Genomic DNA, 19414 nt, shown 5'->3' on the forward strand with positions numbered 1-19414 from the left:
CAGGAAAGATCGTACCATATTCCGACACAATACGCAAGGAATTTTTTCGAATCGCTTTTCAGAAGCCAATGCTTCCGCCGCCGTGGCTGTTTCCGCTTGACGAAGTGTGAACGGTGCTTCCACCGCCACCTCCGCCGCCAGAAACGCCTCCGCCGTGGTTGCCATCATCCTTCTGGATTTTGTGCATCGATACATGGCGATCGATCAGTGCATCCCTGCGGTCTCTGATTTTCACGCGCTTCAGATCCGCATAACTCTTTGCACCACGGTTTTTCTTTCGTCGATAGCTTTTCCAAATTCCAAAATAAACAAGAATTCCTGTCGCAGCCGCTGCGATAACAGAAATAAGAGCTTCCGTGCTGTTGATTTTGCGGTAATGAATAATGGAACCGTCTTCTGTAATCAGATAGTCCGCATCGGAAACGCCGCGGTCGAAGCATTCCTGCGTCATCGTAATCATTTTTGCAAAGGTTCCCGCATAGTCGCCGTCTTTCGCGTAGCCCTGCGCCGCCTGCAGGATATCATCAATTTCCGCATCGGACATGTAATACTGCATAATACCAGAGGTCGAAATCACAATCTGGCGCTGTCCCATATCGATGAGGAAGCAGACACCGTTTGGCTCTTTCGGATACTTTTTGTCATAAAAATCATCTGCAATCGCCTGACAGTCCTCGGAACCGCTGCTGCGCTCGGTCAGGATGACCATATGAATTTCCGTATTGTTCTCGAACTCCGCGCAGGATCTCTCGAGGTCCTGCTCCTCCGCATCAGAAAGAAGCGATGCATTGTCGTAGATATGCTGGGATTCGGCTTTTACGGTATTCACAGAAAAAATCCCGCACAGCAGAAGGGCCGCAAAAATCCCGAGCAGATATTGTCCTGCTTTTTTCATTCTTCTCATGCGAAATACCCTCCTATCAGCATCACAATCAGAACCAGAAGAGCACTCACAGCCGACGTCAGAAGGGCTCTCTTCCGCTCATAGGGAAAATCGCCGTTGATCGTTCCGGTCTGGCCGTTCATCGCATAGTAGTAAACCTTCCCGTCTTTTCCCGGATACGTCAGTGTCCAGACGGGAAACAGGACGTAACGCCAGTTCTCCTGCTTCGGGGAAAGGTTCATTTTTTCCTGCTCGAGGGAGATATATTCGTTCGCCTCATTCCGCATGGCGCCGCGTGCCATCGTCTCCAGTTCTTTTTTCAGTTCCGGTGCGATCTGCTGCTGTTCGATATCACGCTTTTCCGCCTGAAAGCCGGAAAGGTACCCCATGGAAAACGGCTGCATCTCCTCCAGACGGTATGGCTGTACGCATTCGATCAGATCGCGGTCTGCCTTGTTCAGAGCGTTACGCGACAGACCGTCCACACGGACCTCTCCCTCCCGGCGGACATCGTAGATGCTGGTCTCTGTGTACTCCACATCACCGGTCTGCCAGACTCTCACCTTCCGGCCGCGCGCTATGTAATCCGTCTCAAAGTCTCCGCCGTAAATCCAGTACGGGAAATAGACACCTGTCATCTTCTGTACCTGACTCTTTTCGAAAAAGTCCTTCGGAATAAAGTGTTTCTTCCGGGTAAATGACAAAAATTTCTCGATTGCCTGCTCCTTGCTGATTTTGAACGGCAGCACAAAATCCGGCATATATTCTCCCGAAAGCCGGCCGGAAAGCACCACCGGGTTGTGGCAGTAGAAACAGTATGTCGCTGCCGTCGTCGCATCGGTCACAATCTCGGCGCCGCAGTTCGGGCAGGTGTAGACAACTGCTTCGCCCTGCTCTGTTTCCCCTTTTGTTTCCTCCGTACTGCTTTCCTTCTGTGCATCGGATGCTTCCTGTGCACCGGCAGCATCGTCCTCCCCGTTCAGCGCTTCCGCTGCTTTCGGGTTCGCCCTTTCGGCTTCTTCCTGTGTAAACGAGGACAGGCAGTACTCGCATTTATACTTTCCGCTTGCCGGATCGAAGGTCAGATCGCCTCCGCAGTTCGGGCATTTGTATGTAATAACCTCCATATTCTATCCCTCCTTCCCCGGAGCCGCTGTTGTATTGGATGGTTATCTGTTTTCTTTTACTGTCTTGGTTTTCCGCAATTCGAGCAGAACTTGCCGGTATTCTCCGTTCCGCATGCGCAGACCCATTTTCCTGCCGCTTCCGGTTTCGGGCTGCCGCAGTTCGAACAAAACTTCCCGCTGTTCTCCGTTCCGCACTTGCCGCAGATCCACACCATCGGCTTTGCACTTCCGCAGTTTGAGCAGAAATTGCCGGTGTTCTCCGTTCCGCAGGAGCATTTCCATACGCCTTTTGCAGCTTCCTGCTGTGCCTTGGCTGCCGCCTGCTGCTGCATCTGCTGCTGATTCGAAGCGGACGCCGATGCAAACGAGGAACCGAAGGCATTCATGCCCATCTGAACACCCATAAAGCCGTTCATGGCTCCGTTTGGGTTGGCTGCTGCTTTCTCCATACTGCGTGCCATCGCTCCCTGTACATAGCCCTCACGGATCGATGGATCAGACATCATCGCACCTTCGTTGCGCATCTGGATCAGTTTCTGGGAAGCTTCATCGTAGGAAAGGCTTGCGATTGCCACGGACTGGATCTCCATGCCGCGCATTGCCCGCCAGCTCTCATCCATCGCATCTGCCATGTAGCGGGACAGCTCGGCGCTCTTGGATGCTGCGAACGAAATGCGGATGCCGTCGGCTGCCATCTGATTGATCGAGGACTGCAGGCCCTCTAAAAATTCGTTCATATACTGCTCGTTGATATCCTCGATCTCTACGCGGGATGCGTTTCTCGGCACAGCCTCTGCGTAGAAGCGGAGCGGATCGATGATGCGGATGGAATAGGAACCGTGTGCCCGAAGGAACAGCTCGGCATTGTAGAACTGGTCGAAATAGTTGACCGGATTTCTCGTTCCGAATTTGATTCCCTTGATTTCCTGCAGATTAATATAGAAAACTCTCTGCTCATGCGGGGTCTGGCCGCCGAATTTCAGGCGCTCAAACGTATCTTTTACGGCTGCGTCAAGCGATCCGCTGAACATCGACGGAGACGATGACTGGTCTACGGTAAAGTAGCCCGGCTCTGCGGTGTAATCAATAATCTTTCCGCCGTCCACCAACATCATAAACTGATTGTCATAGACATGGATCACAGAACCGTTTGAAATCGTCTGGCTTCCCTTTTTATTCTGGCCTTTTCTTACCAGAATTCCCTCTGTAAATACCGTATGTTCCCCCATCTCATACGGTTCCACGGTCTCCAGCCACTGATCGGCGAGACTGCCGTGTACTGCATTGACTGCTGCTCTGATAATACCCATACTTTTACCTCCTGTTTGCCTTTGGCTTCAAAACAGAAAGGAGCATTTCCGTCCTCTGTTGGTGAAAATGCTCCTTATTTTACTTGTCACTGTGCTCTGCCCACAGCCGAATTATGCTTCTTCCTCTTTCGCTCCGGTTCCGAGGGCAATCCACTTCAGATATGCGTTGATAAACAGATCAATTCCGCCGTCCATGACTGCATCGACGTTTCCGGTCTCTGCGTTGGTACGGTGGTCTTTGACCATGGTGTATGGCTGCATAACGTAAGAACGGATCTGGTTGCCCCAGCCGATCTCGGTTACTTCGCCGCGGATGTCGCTCAGCTTATCTGCCTGCTCCTGGAGTTTCAGCATATACAATTTTGCTTTCAGCATCTGCATTGCCTTGTCCTTGTTCTGGAACTGGGAACGCTCATTCTGGCACGTAACCACGATGCCGGTCGGCATATGCGTGATTCGGATCGCCGATGACGTCTTGTTGATGTGCTGTCCGCCGGCACCGCTGGAACGGTACGTATCGATACGGATATCCTCATCACGAACCTCAACATCGATCTCTTTGTCGATATCCGGCATAACATCGCACGATACGAACGATGTCTGGCGTTTTCCTGCCGCGTTGAACGGAGAAATACGGACGAGACGGTGAACGCCTTTTTCGGATTTCAGATAACCGTAAGCGTTTTCGCCGTTGACCTGGAATGTCACGGACTTCACACCGGCCTCATCACCGTCCAGAAAGTCGAGTTCCTCGATCGTAAAGCCTTTGCGTTCTGCCCATCTGGTGTACATACGGTACAGCATGCCGCACCAGTCGCACGCCTCGGTTCCGCCTGCACCTGCGTTCAGTTTGATGATCGCATTGTCCTTGTCAAATTCGCCGGACAGCAGGGTTTTGATGCGGATGGCATCGAAGGATGCCTTGAACTCCTCCATCATTTCCGCGATTTCCGGAACAACGGAATCGTCATCCTCCTCCTGTCCCATCTCGATCAGAGTTTCCATATCTTCTTTGGCGGATACCAGTTTCTGATACGTATCTCTGTCCTCTTTCATGCTGCTCAGCTGTTTCATCTGCTCCTGCGCTTCTTCGGGGTTGTCCCAGAAATTGGGTTCCTCCATTTTACGCTCTAATTCTTCGATCCTCTGCTCTTTGTTAGCGAGGTCAAAGTGAATCCCTCACTTCCACTAATGGTTTATCGTATGTGCCAAGTTCCATTTTGAACTGGTCTAATTCAACTACCACAAGCTTCACCTGCTTTCTGTTTTATATTTTGTATGACACGCAGCTTCTGGTAGGGAAGCTGCGTGCTTTGTCAAACGGATCGTGCTCATCCGTCTCACTGCTGTTCTGCTTTTATCAAACCGGTTTTCTTCCGCAGCACTGTTTATACTTCTTGCCGCTTCCGCACGGGCATGGATCGTTTGGATAGATCTTACGCTCTGCGCGCTGTACCGGTTTTCTCGGGCCGGACTCGTCTTTGTTGGTTCCGGTCACTTTGGCTACCTGCTCACGTTCTACTTTCTGCTCAACACGTACATGGAACAGGAGACGGACGGTATCCTGCTGGATGGACTCGAGCATTTCGTTAAACATGTCGTAAGCTGCCATCTTGTACTCAACCTTCGGGTCTCTCTGGCCGTATGCCTGCAGGCCGATACCCTCGCGGAGCTGATCCATATCATCGATATGATCCATCCACTTCTGGTCGATAACCTTCAGAAGAACGACACGCTCAAGCTCACGAATCTGCTCCTCCTCCGGGAATTCTGCTTCTTTCTCCTCGTAGAGTTTAACAGCTTCCTCTTTTAACTGCTGTTTCAGCTCGTTTTTGGAAATCTTCTCTACGCGCTCTTTTGTCACTGCCTTCACCGGCATGATGGAGATCAGCATCTCATTTAACTCGGTCAGATCCCACTCGGACTGCTCGGTGTTCTCGCCGATGCAGAGATCCACAGTATTGTCGATGGTATCGGCAATCATCTTGAAGATGGTGTCTCTCATGCTCTCGCCGTCCAGAACGCGGCGTCTCTCTTTGTAGATGATCTCACGCTGCTCGTTGTTGACCTGGTCATAGTCGAGCAGGTTTTTACGGATTCCGTAGTTGTTGCCCTCGATCTTCTTCTGCGCTTTTTCGATGGCGGAAGAAAGCATCTTGTGCTCGATCTGCTCATTTTCCGGTACGCCGAGGGATTTGAAAATGCCCATCAGTTTTTCGGAACCGAAGAGTCTCATCAAATCGTCTTCCAGGGAAATGTAAAAACGGGACTCACCCGGGTCTCCCTGACGGCCGGAACGACCGCGGAGCTGATTGTCGATACGGCGGGACTCATGACGCTCGGTGCCGATGATCTTTAAGCCGCCGGCAGCTTTTGCCACATCATCCAGCTTAATATCGGTACCACGGCCGGCCATGTTGGTCGCGATGGTAACGGCTCCTGCCTCACCGGCATGCGCTACGATTTCTGCCTCGAGCTCATGGAACTTCGCATTTAAGACCTGATGCGGAATTCCCTCGCGGCGCAGCATTTTGCTGATCAGCTCGGAAGTCTCGATGGTGATGGTACCAACCAGAACCGGCTGGTTCACGGCATGTGCCTCTTTGACTTCCTCTACGACTGCGTGGAATTTCTCTTTTTTCGTCATGTATACGGCATCGTCCATATCCACACGGATGACCGGGCGGTTGGTCGGGATCTCGATAACGTCCATGCCGTAGATGTCACGGAACTCCTGCTCCTCGGTGAGAGCAGTACCGGTCATGCCGGCTTTTTTCTCGTATTTGTTAAAGAAGTTCTGGAACGTGATGGTTGCCAGAGTCTTGCTCTCTCTTCTTACTTTTACGTGCTCTTTTGCCTCGATTGCCTGATGCAGACCATCGGAATAACGGCGGCCCGGCATGATACGGCCGGTGAACTCATCGACGATCAGAACCTCGTCGTCTTTGACTACGTAATCCTTGTCGCGGTGCATCAGATAATTGGCACGCAGTGCCAGGATGACGTTGTGCTGGATTTCCAGGTTTTCCGGGTCGGAGAGGTTCTCGATATGGAAGAAGTTCTCGACTTTTTTCACACCGTCATCGGTCAGGGTAACGAATTTGTCCTTCTCGTTGACGATGAAGTCTCCGGTCTCCTCGATCTCCTCGCCCATGATCGCGGTCATCTTGGTCATCTCGCCGCTTGCCTCGCCGCGCTGCATCTGGTGTGCCAGAATATCTGCGGTCTCGTACAGCTTGGTGGATTTGCTGCTCTGTCCGGAAATAATCAGAGGTGTTCTTGCCTCGTCGATCAGGACAGAGTCGACCTCGTCGATGATACAGTAAGCAAGCTCTCTCTGTACGAGCTGCTCTTTGTAGATCACCATGTTGTCACGCAGGTAATCGAAACCAAGTTCGTTGTTGGTGATGTAGGTGATGTCGCATGCATACTGCTGGCGGCGCTCATCGTTCTTCATATCGTTCAGAACGACACCGACGGTCAAACCGAGGAATCTGTGGACTTTGCCCATCCACTCAGCATCTCGGTTTGCCAGGTAATCGTTGACGGTAACGATGTGGACGCCGCGTCCGGTCAGTGCGTTCAGGTAAGCCGGAAGGGTGGAAACGAGGGTTTTTCCTTCACCGGTTTTCATCTCAGCGATACGGCCCTGATGGAGGATAATACCACCAATCAGCTGTACGCGGTGGTGTTCCATACCGAGGGAACGTTTTGCTGCCTCGCGGACGGTTGCGAATGCTTCCGGGAGAATGGAATCCAGGGATTCGCCTCCGTTGTAGCGGTCTTTATATTCCTTTGTCTTGGCACGCAGCTCTTCATCGGTCAGCGCCTGCATGGTCGGGCGGAGAGCTTCGATTTTGTCTACAATTGGATAGATTCGTTTCAGCTCGCGCTCACTGTGCGTACCAAAAAGTTTTTCTGTGAATTTCATAGAATGTTTGCTCCTGCTTTCTCTATTAATTGCCATATTAACATATGGTACTATTCTACCACTTCTGGCACAAGATAACAATGAATTTTTCGTAAACATTTGGTGCCGTTCCCCGGTTTTCCGCTGTTTTTACGGCTTTTCCCGGACTTTCCGGCCCTTTCCGCGAAAAAGTCACCCTGTTTCACAGCTTTTCTAAGCTGGAAACAGGGTGACTGTTCATTCTTTATTTACTTTTCAGCACTCCGGCTCGATCAGACCGTAGGTGTTGTTCTTTCTCTTGTAAACGACGTTTACTTCGTCGGTCTCTGCATTGCGGAATACGAAGAAGGTGTGTCCAAGAAGTTCCATCTGTACGCAGGCATCTTCCGGATACATTGGTTTCATGCCGAATTTTTTCGTACGGATGATCTGGATGTCTTCGTCCTCCAGATAGTCATGCTCCAGATATTCTTTCTGGAAGTTTCCTGCTTCCTGCTGTTTGTCGGCAATTTTGTTTTTGTATTTGCGAAGCTGGCGTTCGATGACTTCCTCTACCAGATCGATGGATACGTACATATCGTTGCTTACCTGCTCGGAACGGATGATATTTCCTTTTACCGGAATGGTAACCTCAATTTTCTGTCTTTCTTTCTCTACGCTTAAGGTTACAATGACATTTGTGTCAGGCGTAAAATATTTCTCCAGTTTGCCAAGTTTTTCGTTGACCGCGGCTTTTAATCCCTCTGTCACGTCAATATTTTTTCCGCTGATGGTAATTTTCATTATGCCCAACCCCTTTGCTCTCAAATTTTACAGGTTCTTCACTTCCCCTGTAAGTAACTCTAATTATAGCAATAGTTGTCTCTATTTGCAATAGTATTTAGAAAATTCATGAATATTTTAGAGTTTTTTCTGTTACAGTTCACTTGTATCTTATTTTTGACAGATTTCATGCTCGCATGAAAATCTGTCAAGAATAAGATACAAAGGGAGCGCCTGGTTATGAGCAAAAAGGAGCTGCGCAGCAGCGGAGAGCGCTGAAAGCGCGGTTTTGCGAATGGCGCGGGTGAACGTCCGTTTCCGCTTACCGGCGGCATACTGCCAGCACGTCTTCAAACTTCATTTTGCCGCCGAACAGATCCAGTGCACTGCCAATTGTCACATCGACGTGGTTGTTTCCCAGTTTTTTGAGCAGCTCCAGGTCTTCAAAACTTCCCACGCCGCCGGCGTACGTCACCGGAAAATCTTTCATCTTCGCAAGCAGTTCCACCAGCTCCGTCTCAATGCCGGAAGCCTTTCCCTCGACATCCACGGCATGGATCAGGAACTCATCACAGTATTCTGACAGGTGATGCAGCAGTTCCTCTGTCACTTCTTCGTCCGTGAACTTCTGCCAGCGGTCCGTCACGATATAGTATTTTCCGTCCCGCTTCCGGCAGCTTAAATCCAGTGTCAGCCGCTGCTTTCCTACCGTCGTCACCAGCTTGTCCAGATTTTCATAGAACACATGGCCGTCGCGGAACACATACGAAGTCACAATCACATGGCTTGCCCCCGCTGTCAGAAACTCGCACGCATTCTCCGCATCAATGCCGCCTCCCACCTGCAGGCCGCCCGGGTACGTCGAGAGTGCCAGCAATGCCTGGCGCTTCGTTTCCTCGTAAAACTCGGTACCTTCCTTGTTCAGCAGAATCACATGGCCGCCCGTAATGCCCTGCTCTTCGTACAGCTGCGCATAGTACGACGCATCCTGCTCCGAGACAAAATTCTCGCTCGCCTGATTTCCCTGATCTTTCAGCGATCCCCCGACAATCTGTTTTACTTTTCCGTTATGAATATCAATACATGGTCGAAATCTCATTTTCCCCGTTTCCTTTCTTTTCTCTCCCCTTAAGTTTTCCACATTATATCAAAATCCGACCATTCTGTGTATAAATTCACCAAATTTTCATGGTTCTTTCATAGAAAAGAAAGAAGAACCTGCTTTTTCCACAGATTCTTCTTTCTTTTCCGGCTTGCCACCGTTCTTTATTTATCGATGTCCTCAAAGGCCTCTTTCACTTTATCCATAAAGCCTTTTTTCTTCTTCGGCTGCTCTGCAGTTTCGCCGTCGGCTGCTTTTTCTTCTGCTGCCGGGCGGTTTCCGCAGGCTTCGTCGAAGGCGCGGAGGGCCTCTTTTGCTTTCTCATTCAGTTTCGTCGGAGTCTGGACTACGAGTGTTACGTAGTGATCACCGCGCACATTGCTGTTGCGAAGGGACGGAACACCTTTTCCCTTCAGACGGATCTTCGTATCGGTCTGGGTTCCCGGTTTTACAGTGTAGAGAACGTCCCCGTCAACGGTGCTGATCTTCACATCACCGCCGAGTGCTGCCTGGGCAAACGTAATCGGTGCAGTGGAGAAAATGTTCATATCCTGTCTCTGGAAGATCGGATGACGGGTTACCTGAACCTCGACAAGCAGATCTCCTCTCGGTCCGCCGTTTACACCCGGCTCACCTTTTTCACGGATCCGGATGCTCTGTCCATCGTCGATTCCAGCCGGAATGTTGACCTGAATGCGTTTTCTGCTGGATGTATAGCCCGTGCCGTGGCATGCGGTACATTTATCGCGAATGATCTTTCCGGTTCCGTTACAATCCGGACAGGTCGTCACGTTTCTCACAGAACCGAACATGGTCTGCTGTGTGTACGTAATCTGACCAGTTCCGTTACATTTGGAGCATGTCTCCGGTGAAGTTCCTGGTTTTGCGCCGGTTCCGTGGCACGTTGTACAGGTATCCTTCAGGTTGATCTCGAGCTCTTTCTGGCATCCGAAAACAGCTTCCTCAAACGTAATGTGGACAACAGCGCGGAGGTTTGCTCCCTTCATAGGTCCATTGTTTGCTCTTCTTCTGCTTCCGCCGCCACCGAACAGGTCGCCGAAAATATCGCCGAAGATATCACCCATATCTCCGCCGCCAAAGTCGAAGCCGCCGAATCCGCCGGCTCCTGCGCCGCCACCGCCGTTTTCAAATGCAGCGTGGCCAAACTGATCGTACTGACGCCGTTTGTCCGGATCACTCAGCACGCCATAGGCTTCTGTCGCCTCTTTAAATTTTGCCTCGGCCTCTTTGTCGCCCGGGTTCATATCCGGATGGTATTTCTTGGCCAGTTTACGGTATGCTTTTTTTAATGTTGCATCGTCCGCTCCGCGGTCTACGCCGAGGACCTCGTAATAATCTCTTTTTTCTGCCATTTATGTTCACCTTTTCATTTCTGTTCCACAAATTTCATCTTTGCAGAAATGTTTTTCCGCACGCTCCAGTATAGCACTTTTCCGAAAGCAATACCAGCATAAATACAGGGGGCGGAATGTATTTTCCGTCCCCTGCAAACATTCGCCTCACAGGGCTTTTTGCGTTTATTTACTTATTGTTTCAACTCACAGTCGGTATTTTCACGGAGTGTGACATGCCGAAAATTAAACCTCTTTGTAGTCAGCGTCTACGACATCGTCGTCATGGCCGCCTGCTGCTCCTGCATTTCCCATATCCGGGCCTGCACCTGCTGTTCCGGCACCAGCGCCTGCTGCTCCGCCCTGCTGCTCATACAGTTTTGCAAACAGTTTCTGAGCGCTTGTCATCAGTTTTTCCTGAGCTGCTTTCAGATCAGCTACCTGTGCATCGGTCATTTCTTCCGGATTGCATTTTGCAATGAGATCTTTCAGTGCGTTCAGGTCAGCTTCTACTGCTGTTTTGTCGTTTGCATCAAGCTTGTCGCCGACTTCCTCGATTGCTTTCTCGGTCTGGAATACCATGGAGTCTGCATCGTTTCTTGCGTCGATTGCTTCTTTTCGTTTCTTATCCTGAGCCTCGAACTCAGCAGCTTCTTTGACTGCTTTGTCGATCTCGCTGTCGGACATGTTAGAGCCTGCGGTGATGGTGATGTGCTGCTCTTTTCCTGTTCCCAGGTCTTTTGCAGATACATTTACGATACCGTTGGCATCGATATCAAAGGTAACCTCGATCTGCGGAACGCCTCTTCTTGCTGGCGGAATTCCATCCAGACGGAACTGGCCGAGGGATTTGTTGTCTTTCGCGAACTGACGCTCACCCTGTACTACGTTGATATCTACTGCTGTCTGGTTATCAGCTGCGGTGGAGAAGATCTGGCTTTTCTTGGTCGGGATTGTGGTGTTACGCTCGATCAGACGAGTTGCAATACCTCCCATCGTCTCGATGGACAGAGACAGCGGAGTTACATCCAGAAGAAGGATGTCGCCTGCGCCGGCATCTCCTGCAAGTTTACCGCCCTGTACGGAAGCACCAAGTGCTACGCACTCATCCGGGTTCAGGCTCTTGCTCGGCTCGTGTCCGGTCAGCTGTCTTACTTTATCCTGTACAGCCGGGATACGGGTAGATCCGCCTACCAGAAGGACTTTGGAAAGCTCGGATGCCTGAAGGCCTGCATCAGAAAGTGCTCTCTGTACCGGCTCTGCAGTTTTCTCTACCAGGTCGTGGGTCAGCTCATCGAATTTAGCCTTTGTCAGGTTCATATCGAGATGTTTCGGGCCATCTGCGGTTGCAGTGATGAACGGCAGGTTGATGTTGGTTGTAGTTGCGCTGGAAAGCTCTTTCTTTGCTTTCTCTGCTGCTTCTCTGATTCTCTGCAGAGCCATTTTATCATTGGAAAGATCTACGCCTTCCTGTTTCTTGAACTCAGCAAGGATATAATCTGTTACTTTCTGGTCGAAGTCATCGCCGCCCAGACGGTTGTTTCCTGCTGTGGAAAGAACTTCGATAACGCCGTCACCGATCTCGATGATGGAAACATCGAAAGTACCGCCGCCAAGGTCGTATACCATGATCTTCTGCTCATTTTCGTTGTCCAGTCCGTATGCCAGAGCTGCTGCGGTAGGCTCGTTGATGATACGTTTTACATCAAGACCTGCGATTTTACCGGCATCTTTGGTTGCCTGACGCTGTGCGTCATTGAAGTAAGCCGGAACTGTGATAACTGCTTCTGTTACTTTCTCACCAAGGTAGTTCTCTGCATCACCTTTCAGTTTCTGAAGAATCATAGCGGAGATCTCCTGCGGAGAGTATTTCTTTCCTTCGATGTCTACTTTATAGTCAGTACCCATCTCACGTTTGATAGAACGGATGGTTCTGTCTGCGTTTGTTACAGCCTGACGTTTTGCCGGCTCGCCGACCAGACGGTCACCTGTTTTTGTGAATGCTACGATAGATGGAGTTGTTCTTTCACCCTCTGCGTTTGCGATAACGGTTGGTTTTCCACCTTCCATAACGGCTACACAGCTGTTTGTTGTTCCTAAGTCAATACCAATAATTTTGCCCATTGTTGTTTCCTCCTCAATGAATTATGCTAAAAAATGGTTTAATTTCTATTTATTTATCTTCAAGGCTTAGTTAGCCACCTTGACCATACTGTGACGGACTACGGAACCTTTGTACATGTAGCCCTTCAGGAACTCTTCTACGACGATGTTCTCGCCGGCTTCCTCATCCTCCACATGCATCACTGCGTTGTGCAGGTTCGGATCGAATTCCTTTCCAACGGCCTCGATCACGGTTACACCGAGTTCATCGAGTGCTGTGGTAAACTGTTTGTATACTTTATTCATGCCGTCTGCGAACGGATCTTCCTCCGGGTTTTCCACCGTTGCAAGTCCGCGCTCGAAGCTGTCAACAACCGGAAGAATCTTCTCGATGATGTCTTTTGCTCCAATGGCATACATATTTGCTTTTTCTTTTTCGGTGCGTTTGCGGAAGTTATCGAACTCTGCCATCTGACGGGTCAGGCGGTCAGTCAGCTCTTCGATTTTCTCATCTTTTTTATCTTTTTTCTTTTTGAAGAACTTTCGTTCTTTGCCATCCTCAGCAGTTTCTTCTGCAGCTTCCGCTTCTTTTGCCTCTGCTGCTTTCTTTGCTTCTTCCTGCTCCGCAGCCGGTTCGGTTTCCGGCAGATCGGTCTCTGCTCCGGTTTCTTTTTCCATCTCGCGTGTAGGTTCTTCCATGGTTTCCTCTTTCTTTCTATTTTCTTCGCTCACTGATCATTCCACCTTTCTACTCACCTGTGTCCGGCTTTTTGAAGACGGCGTCCAGTTGAACTTTTAATGTTTTCAGGTTATCTACCACATTTTCGTAATCCATCCGCTTTGGTCCCACGATACCGATTGTTCCGCGCATACCGTTTCCCATATCGTATGTGGTGGTGACCACGCTGCAGTCCCGTAAGGGTTCCATCGAAGATTCATTTCCGATGTATACCTGAATACCGGTATTTTCCTCTCCGTCCTGCTCCTCGGCAGCTCCTTTGATCATATCGACCAGTTTCTGCCGTTCCTCGAATGTGGAAATCAGCTGGCTGGCTTTGCTGCTGTCGGAAAGCTCAGGGTACTTGAAAATGTTGGTTGCGCCGCTGGTGTACACCGGCACATCTTCTTCGCTGACTGCGATGGCTTCCGCTACGGTATCGACCACTTTGCTGATGATGCCGGAGTGGATGCCTGCCTGCTCTTTCATCTTCTTGATCATGCCAAGATTGATTTCTTCAATGGTCAGGCCATTGAGCTGTGTGTTCAGAAGCAGGTTCAGCTTTAATATCTGTTCATCGTTGATGGTCTCGTCGAGGTCGATCATCTGGTTTTTCACCAGGTTGCCTTCTACGACGATGACGGCCAGGAGCTGCTCTTCATTGACTTTTGAGAGCTGGATGAATTTCACTTTATTTCTGTGATATTCCGGTCCTGTAATCAACGTTGCATAGTTGGTAGATGAAGCGAGGACTTTGACAACCTGCTGCAGAACTTTTTCCATTCGGTCTGTTTTTTCAATGACCATGTTTTTGATGTCTGCAACTTCCTGTTCTTTTTCCCGCATCAGCTCATCTACATAGAGGCGGTAGCCTTTATCGGAAGGAATGCGTCCTGCGGAAGTGTGGGGCTGTAAGATGTAACCCATCTCTTCCAGATCGGACATTTCATTCCGGATTGTGGCGGAGCTTAAATTCAAATCCGTGTATTTGGAAATCGTTCTTGAGCCGACCGGCTCGCCCGTTTCCAGATACGTCTGGATGATCGCTTTTAATATTTTTCTTTTTCTTTCATCCAATTCTGTATCCACTAAGATAAGCTCCTTCCTGTTGTATAGTCCTGTTAGCACTCGTTTCAGTGGAGTGCTAACATCTATGCTCTTAAGATAGCACTCTGCCTTTTGTTTGTCAACACCTTTTCCCGGTTTTTCTATGAAGAAATTGTGAAAAAAGTATAAACCGTTTTCTTTCTGAAAAGGAATCTGACTTTTCTTTTTTATTGCATTCTACTGTTTCAAAGGCGCTATAGCCGTATGGTAGGATTCTGCCATTTCGATACGACCATTTAGTAGCATTTTCTCAGAGGTGATGAATCATGAAATATCAGAGACTGGAGGATCTGCGCACGGACCACGATCTGACGATCCGCCAGGTTGCCGACTATCTCGGCTGCAACCGCGATGTGTATACCCGATATGAAAAAGGCGTCCGGCAGCTGCCGATCTCCATTGCCATCCGTCTGGCGGAGCTGTATCAGGTCAGTCTGGATTATCTGGTCGGCATCAGCGATGAGAAGCGGCCGTATGGATCCTGACTTTCCGGTGTCTCCGCCGCAGCAAAAGCAGGAGGACAGTTTTTCTTTTCCCTGTCCTCCCTGTTTTGCTTTTTCGTTTACAGATTCTGCAGATATTCCATCATCCGCGTTTCGCTGAGTTTCCATCCGTCCGGCTCCCCGCAGAGATACAGCGTAAAATGCCCGCACGGGACTCCGTTTTCCAGGTGGATGCCGGTATACAGTTCTACAATGAGGAGTTCTTCTGCTTTTTCTTCATATATATTAGTGATCTGATAGATGCGCTCTCCCTTTTCGTCCACCGGCCATTCTTTCTTCAGCACATCCCTCAGACGGCTCTCCTGCCCCTGCGCTTCGCATTCTTCCTCCCGGCTGATCATTTTTTCAAACGCTTCCGGCGTCTCCATCCGTTCCACTATATTCTGGACAAAATCTTCTATTTCTATTCTTTCTGCTTTTCCCATTCGTTCCCCCATTTCTGCCGTACATATTTTTCTGTTTTCTGCACAGGCTGTCTTCACCCGCCGTTTCTCTCTCCCGCCCTATTCTCCAATTTGCGACCATATGATCTGATTTAACTTTGTCCATCCAACCGTTTGGTAGTATGGGTTTGAATCTGAAAGGATGGTACAACGTATGAAATACCAGAGAATTGAAGATATGCGGATTGATCAGGATCTCACCATCAAAGAGATTTCTGCCCTGCTCGAATGCAACCGCGACGTCTATTCCCGCTACGAAAAAGGAATCCGCGACATCCCGATCGACTATGTGATCCGACTTGCACGGTTCTATGACTGCTCGGTCGACTATCTGCTGAGTGTCTCCAGTAAAAAGAGAAAATTCGGCGATTAATTTTTTTATTGTTGTCTTTTTATTTTTGTGTTTTTCGTTTTGATGCGACCGTTTGGTCGTATTTTATATTATAATGGTATTCTTATTTTGCGTCAATTCTGAACAAGAAGGAATCAAAATCGGACGCAAAAAAGCGTGCCGGAAAGTTTTCTGTCGCTTTTCCGGCACGCTTTTTTTCATGCTCTTTTCTTCTTTTTTATTCTTCCATGTCATCCAGGCTCTTCTTCAGTGTGATCATTTTGTCACGCAGCTCGGCGGCCATTTCGAAGTTGAGTTCGGCGGCAGCGGCTTTCATCTGTTTCTGTACCTGGCCGATCAGTTTTTCCAGTTCTTCGCGGCTCATGGACTCCGGGTCTTTTTCCATCTTTTCTTCTGTCTTTGCCACTTCTTTCGAAATGCTGATGAGATCGCGGACGGCTTTTTTGATGGTGGTCGGAGTGATGCCGTGTTCTTTGTTGTAGGCTTCCTGCAGGGCACGGCGGCGCTTCGTCTCGTCGATCGCGAGTCGCATGGAATCGGTCATCACATCGGCGTACATGATAACATGGCCCTCGCTGTTTCGTGCGGCACGGCCGATGGTCTGGATCAGGGAGGTTTCGGAACGCAGGAAACCTTCTTTATCGGCATCCAGGATCGCCACGAGTGTGATTTCCGGGATGTCGAGACCCTCACGCAGAAGGTTGATGCCGACGAGCACATCGAAGACATCGAGACGCATATCACGGATGATCTCGGTCCGTTCCAGGGTGTCGATATCGGAGTGCAGGTAGCGCACGCGGATGCCGGCCTCTTTCATATAGTCGGTCAGATCCTCTGCCATACGCTTCGTCAGCGTCGTCACGAGAACTTTGTTGTGTTTTTCAGTTTCTTTCTTTACTTCCGAAATCAGATCGTCGATCTGTCCCTCCACCGGGCGCACCTCGACATCCGGGTCGAGAAGGCCGGTCGGGCGGATGATCTGTTCAGCGCGCAGCAGCTCGTGGTCTGCCTCGTAGTCGCCCGGCGTGGCAGATACGAAGAGGATCTGATCAATCCGGTCCTCGAACTCGCCGAAGTTCAACGGGCGGTTGTCTTTTGCGGACGGCAGACGGAATCCATAGTCCACCAGCGTCGATTTCCGCGACTGGTCGCCGGCATACATGCTGCGGATCTGCGGAACAGTCTTATGCGACTCATCCACGATGATGAGGAAATCATCTCCGAAATAGTCCATCAGTGTGTAGGGCGGCTCGCCTGGCTTTAATCCGGAGAGGTAACGCGAATAGTTTTCGATGCCGGAACAGATGCCGGTTTCTTTGAGCATCTCAATATCGAAATTGGTCCGCTCCTCGATGCGCTGGGCCTCGATCAGTTTTCCCTCGTGCTTGAAGAACTTCACCTGCTCTTCCATATCCTTTTCAATCTCGCCTGTTGCTTTCAGGATCGTGTCCATCGGCACAACGTAGTGGGAGGCAGGAAAGATTGCGATGTGGTTCAGTTCACATAAGATTTCACCCGTCAGCGTATCGATCTGCACCAGACGGTCAATCTCATCCCCGAAGAACTCGACGCGCACCGCCTTGTCCGTCTCCTCCGCCGGAAAAATCTCCAATACATCACCGCGCACGCGGAACGTACCGCGGTGGAAATCCATATCATTCCGGTCATACTGAATATCAATCAACTGCCGGATCACATCGTCCCGGTCCTTTTCCATTCCCGGGCGGAGCGAAATAATCATCTCCATGTAGTCCTTCGGGCTTCCGATTCCATAGATACACGAAACACTGGAAACCACAATGACATCGTTCCGCTCACTCAGTGCAGAAGTCGCGGAAAGCCGCAGCTTATCAATCTCATCGTTCCGCGCAGAGTCCTTCGCAATATACGTATCCGAAGACGGCACGTAAGCCTCCGGCTGGTAGTAGTCGTAGTAGGAGACAAAATATTCTACTGCATTCTCAGGGAAGAATTCCTTAAACTCACCGTACAGCTGCGCTGCAAGTGTTTTATTGTGCGCTATGATCAAGGTTGGCTTATTTAACTGTGCAATAACATTTGCCATGGTAAAGGTCTTGCCGGAACCTGTAACGCCCAGCAAAGTCTCGCATTGATTGCCTTCTTGAAAGCCTTTGACCAGTTTTTCGATTGCCTGGGGCTGGTCGCCTGTAGGCTGGTATTCGGAGTGTAATTTGAATATTTGTTGTGAATTCTGCAAAAAAGCACCTCCTGGTTTTTATATCAAAAAAGTTCGTCTATCAGTCAGAAATTCGTCGAAGCACATTCTCTGATTTTAGCCGAATATGCCTCTCGACGAATTCTGTTCACCACCCGATATTTTATAGACTGATAAAAAGTAGTAAAACTAACGTGGACGAATTAACACTCAAATGTAAGAGATATTATATCATGGAAATTTAAAATTGTATATATGATACGAACATTAGTTCTTCAAAAATTCATTTACATTTATCATTGTATCCAGAACACTTTCCGTATCCAGCTCCTTCTTTTCCGGTAATACTTCTTCCATATAAGAAAGCAATTCCGGCGGAATCTCCTCAGCTATAATATTTCCATTGTGGTATGTGGAGCATCCGTTGCGCTTATTAGAATAATATACTTTTACATAAAATATCCCTCAGGGCTTCAAACCCTGAGGGGCATCCTCGTTCATTTCAATTTTCCTTTTGTTTTTCAAGCTGTTCCATACAATATTTTTCTGCCAGAATTATAAATTCATCTGCAACTGAAATCTGCCGTTCTGATTCTTCTTTACTTGCAATATAAAAATCATCATAATCGCTGGCATGGCGAATCTCTTCTGCCTGTCCGATTTTCCTTCCCATTTCTCTTGGAAACACTGATGTTTTCACATAATCCTTATTGAAGTTAGCCACAGCATCCTTATGCCTTTTATATGCTTTACCGCTTACAGCATGTACTGCCTTAATTGCATGAAAAATAGAATAGTATGCCCTGTTATTGGCTCCTTTATAATCGTGAACCTCACATGACTAAAGTCACGTGCTTCAGACCGCTTTAGGCGGCAGACAAAATATCGGCGGATACGCCTGTTTCTTAGATCTTGCGCGGATACGCGCTTCTTCCATGCCGGATACGGCAGGTCTCCACATAACAGGTAGTCCACGGTATATCTGCCTGTGTTTATGCTGCTTTTCGCAGTTCCATTTCTGAAATTAAGTCTCTCAAATCCGCATAAACACATGAGGTTCTACGCTTTACTGCAGGAACTTTTGCCTCCAGCAAAGACCTTTCCGTTTCCGGTAAGGGTTTTAAAATTTCACGAATAAAATATCTTGCTCCAATATTGTACGATGCAGATAAATCACAATTATATCTCTTTCCATTCTGAAAGGTACACAGACGGTGATCCTGTATATCACGGTCAATTTTTCCAGATCCGTCAAACGCAAGCCTGCTCGTGTTCCATGCACAGATTCGGGAAATTCGGATTCCTTTTCTATGTGCCTGCTGTCCGCATCGTTTCTGGATATCCCGTTTTCTCCACATCTGCAGTTTCTGCTTTTTCTTCCCGGAAAGTTTTCCTTTCATTTCCAGATATTCGAAAACAATCACATCTGCCCTATTTTCTGATGCATAGAAAACGATTTCCCTGGCAATCTTTTTACCAAGCTCTGTATTCAGACGTTTTGCATATGCCCATCTTCCCTGCACCTGACGCGATCCATGTTCCCGCTGAAATCTTCGGATCCGTCCC

Annotated in this window: 15 protein-coding genes and 2 pseudogenes; 2 read left to right on the forward strand and 15 right to left on the reverse strand. The window is 49.1% G+C overall.

The window, feature by feature from the left end; genetic code table 11:
- Positions 1 to 58 precede the first annotated feature (58 nt).
- The 11 genes from DXB83_RS15140 to hrcA all read right to left on the reverse strand — a co-directional run bounded on the left by DXB83_RS15140 (position 59) and on the right by hrcA (position 14356).
- The gene (locus tag DXB83_RS15140; protein ID WP_118697829.1) at positions 59 to 904 is read right to left on the reverse strand and encodes a TPM domain-containing protein; all 846 of its coding nucleotides are present in this window, start codon (positions 902 to 904) and stop codon (positions 59 to 61) included.
- Complete coding sequence (locus DXB83_RS15145) at positions 901 to 2010, reverse strand: TFIIB-type zinc ribbon-containing protein (protein WP_118697830.1); 1110 nt, start codon at positions 2008 to 2010, stop codon at positions 901 to 903. The genes DXB83_RS15140 and DXB83_RS15145 overlap by 4 nt, the downstream gene beginning before the upstream one ends.
- A 56-nt stretch (positions 2011 to 2066) precedes the next feature.
- The gene (locus DXB83_RS15150; protein ID WP_117801390.1) at positions 2067 to 3320 is read right to left on the reverse strand and encodes an SPFH domain-containing protein; all 1254 of its coding nucleotides are present in this window, start codon (positions 3318 to 3320) and stop codon (positions 2067 to 2069) included.
- Between the two features lie 111 nt (positions 3321 to 3431).
- A protein-coding gene (prfB, locus tag DXB83_RS15155; protein WP_117509617.1) for a peptide chain release factor 2 occupies positions 3432 to 4539 on the reverse strand; the annotation gives its coding sequence in 2 pieces (ribosomal slippage) (positions 3432 to 4487 and positions 4489 to 4539; 1107 coding nt in all).
- A 141-nt stretch (positions 4540 to 4680) separates the two neighbouring features.
- A complete protein-coding gene (gene secA, locus DXB83_RS15160; protein ID WP_117801389.1) occupies positions 4681 to 7251 on the reverse strand; it encodes a preprotein translocase subunit SecA in 2571 nt (856 codons plus the stop codon).
- Positions 7252 to 7485: 234 nt separating this feature from the next.
- The gene (gene hpf, locus DXB83_RS15165) at positions 7486 to 8013 is read right to left on the reverse strand and encodes a ribosome hibernation-promoting factor, HPF/YfiA family (RefSeq protein ID WP_055218411.1); all 528 of its coding nucleotides are present in this window, start codon (positions 8011 to 8013) and stop codon (positions 7486 to 7488) included.
- Between the two features lie 301 nt (positions 8014 to 8314).
- A complete protein-coding gene (gene hisA / locus DXB83_RS15170; RefSeq protein ID WP_117761694.1) occupies positions 8315 to 9091 on the reverse strand; it encodes a phosphoribosylformimino-5-aminoimidazole carboxamide ribotide isomerase in 777 nt (258 codons plus the stop codon).
- 167 nt (positions 9092 to 9258) lie between these two features.
- On the reverse strand, positions 9259 to 10467 hold the full coding sequence (gene dnaJ, locus DXB83_RS15175) for a molecular chaperone DnaJ (RefSeq protein WP_117761695.1): 1209 nt from the start codon (positions 10465 to 10467) through the stop codon (positions 9259 to 9261).
- A gap of 225 nt (positions 10468 to 10692) precedes the next feature.
- Complete coding sequence (dnaK, locus tag DXB83_RS15180; protein WP_117509603.1) at positions 10693 to 12570, reverse strand: molecular chaperone DnaK; 1878 nt, start codon at positions 12568 to 12570, stop codon at positions 10693 to 10695.
- A gap of 66 nt (positions 12571 to 12636) precedes the next feature.
- The gene (gene grpE / locus DXB83_RS15185) at positions 12637 to 13248 is read right to left on the reverse strand and encodes a nucleotide exchange factor GrpE (RefSeq protein ID WP_055218747.1); all 612 of its coding nucleotides are present in this window, start codon (positions 13246 to 13248) and stop codon (positions 12637 to 12639) included.
- Positions 13249 to 13297: 49 nt separating this feature from the next.
- Positions 13298 to 14356, reverse strand: a complete 1059-nt coding sequence (hrcA, locus tag DXB83_RS15190) for a heat-inducible transcriptional repressor HrcA (RefSeq protein ID WP_022461073.1) — start codon at positions 14354 to 14356, stop codon at positions 13298 to 13300.
- Positions 14357 to 14640: 284 nt separating this feature from the next.
- Between hrcA and DXB83_RS15195 the strand changes: the two genes are divergently transcribed.
- Positions 14641 to 14859, forward strand: coding sequence for a helix-turn-helix domain-containing protein (locus DXB83_RS15195; RefSeq protein WP_055218403.1), 219 nt, complete (start codon positions 14641 to 14643; stop codon positions 14857 to 14859).
- A gap of 77 nt (positions 14860 to 14936) precedes the next feature.
- Here the strand turns inward: DXB83_RS15195 and DXB83_RS15200 are convergent, their stop codons facing one another.
- Positions 14937 to 15302, reverse strand: coding sequence for a hypothetical protein (locus DXB83_RS15200; RefSeq protein WP_022461735.1), 366 nt, complete (start codon positions 15300 to 15302; stop codon positions 14937 to 14939).
- A gap of 172 nt (positions 15303 to 15474) precedes the next feature.
- On the opposite strand from DXB83_RS15200, the gene DXB83_RS15205 reads away from it, so the two are divergent.
- Positions 15475 to 15693 carry a helix-turn-helix domain-containing protein gene (locus DXB83_RS15205; protein WP_055228291.1) on the forward strand — a complete coding sequence of 73 codons (219 nt, stop codon included), beginning with the start codon at positions 15475 to 15477 and terminating at the stop codon, positions 15691 to 15693.
- A gap of 196 nt (positions 15694 to 15889) precedes the next feature.
- On the opposite strand, the gene uvrB is transcribed toward DXB83_RS15205, so the two are convergent.
- The 3 genes and pseudogenes from uvrB to DXB83_RS16970 all read right to left on the reverse strand — a co-directional run.
- On the reverse strand, positions 15890 to 17890 hold the full coding sequence (uvrB, locus tag DXB83_RS15210; RefSeq protein WP_055228290.1) for an excinuclease ABC subunit UvrB: 2001 nt from the start codon (positions 17888 to 17890) through the stop codon (positions 15890 to 15892).
- Positions 17891 to 18350: 460 nt separating this feature from the next.
- Positions 18351 to 18674: pseudogene (locus DXB83_RS15215) on the reverse strand (HEPN domain-containing protein); the annotation flags it as partial.
- A gap of 166 nt (positions 18675 to 18840) precedes the next feature.
- Positions 18841 to 19414: pseudogene (locus DXB83_RS16970) on the reverse strand (IS200/IS605 family accessory protein TnpB-related protein); the annotation flags it as partial.

The sequence above is a fragment of the Blautia sp. OM06-15AC genome, assembly GCF_003481425.1.
Taxonomy (GTDB): domain Bacteria; phylum Bacillota; class Clostridia; order Lachnospirales; family Lachnospiraceae; genus Fusicatenibacter; species Fusicatenibacter saccharivorans.